The sequence below is a fragment of the Aquisphaera insulae genome, assembly GCF_011064615.1.
GTDB lineage: Bacteria > Planctomycetota > Planctomycetia > Isosphaerales > Isosphaeraceae > Aquisphaera > Aquisphaera insulae.
In genome coordinates, this window is record NZ_JAALJH010000225.1 from 1 (window position 1) to 1248 (window position 1248).

1 protein-coding gene is annotated in these 1248 nt (G+C 61.9%); it reads right to left on the reverse strand.

Features of this window, described 5'->3' with window-relative positions:
• Positions 1-555: 555 nt before the first annotated feature.
• Positions 556-1188, reverse strand: a complete 633-nt coding sequence (locus G6O54_RS36860; RefSeq protein ID WP_165236117.1) for an SMI1/KNR4 family protein — start codon at positions 1186-1188, stop codon at positions 556-558.
• Positions 1189-1248 lie beyond the last annotated feature (60 nt).

A 1248-nucleotide genomic window follows, 5' to 3' on the forward strand; every position in this document is an offset into this window, starting at 1 on the left:
GATGCCGTCTCTGGATCGCCAGGACCGGCGCCCCGTGGCGGGTCGGCATCGAAGGCCAAGCACCCGAAGCAGGTAGTCCGGGGAATACACAGAGGAAAGCGCGCATCGAATTCCAGGCGTGGAAGGCCACCCACATCGACGAGCCGGAAGAGCCGTGGCCATCGGCGCGACCTCCCACGGATGAAGCCCAGCTCGATAGTCGTCTTTTGTCCACCGTGCCGTTCGGAATTGACGATCCGCGCTTGAGGCGACTACTCCCGCCTCCCTGGTTTCCCTAGATTGGGTGCGTGGCCACTCGCTGGCTCACTGCGCGTGGCCACTCACTGCGCTGCGTCCCGCCAGCGGGAAATTCGAGCCAGGCGTTCCAGCCCTCCGCATCGCGCGTCCCATCCCGAGGTAAGGTTCATCACCCCTTGCCACGGTAAAGTCCCGACCCGCCTAACGACTTCGCTCACTTGCGGGCCGGCGGCAAGGAACGTGGTATCTCGAAGAACCGTAATGACGGTCCCTCATGTGCAACGACTTGTTAGCCGGCTCGCCCGCCAGCGACTCGACTCAGACCGAAATTGTACTCGTCAACCACCCGCGAAGGAACTCCTCGAGAGAGGGCGCGAGGTCGTCCAACTCATCCATGATCGGATGCCACACGACGACTCGCGAGTCACAAACCCCATCTACCACAGGAAAGGCGAACAGGATGCCGTCAGTCCTCGCGCCCGCGAAGAACACCAGGTGGCTGAAGTCGCGTTCGTATTTCCCCTCTTCATGGGCCGTACGAAAAAAGCGGTTCTGTTCGACGACTTCCTCGATCTTCCACAACAGCCACATCGACTCAAACCAATCGCCGCCGTCAATCGCCATCATGTCCATGACGCCGTTGGTTTCGAGTAGTAACGAGCGAAGGGAGGCGGGCATCGCGGAATTCAGGGCGGCCTCCGCGTCAGCGATGCTGGCCGCCGATGTCCCGGGGTGGAACTCCGGCTTGCCCGCGATCCCAGGTTGCTGATGTCGGCTTTCATAGATGCCGGTGATCAGTTTCCGCCAGTTCATGCGCGTCCTGTAGTGCTCTTTCTCGGCTAGACGTTGAAGCTCAGCGGACCGGCGCACCGAGACCGCCCCGGGGTGAGCAGAAAAAAGCGATGCGGCGGGCCGGTTCCGGGGCAGCCTGAAATTCAAGTAAGCCGCCATCGCGGCAGGATCAACTTCCCTCGCTCAGTCTAGCCTGACGCTCGTTAGCGGGCCACGAAC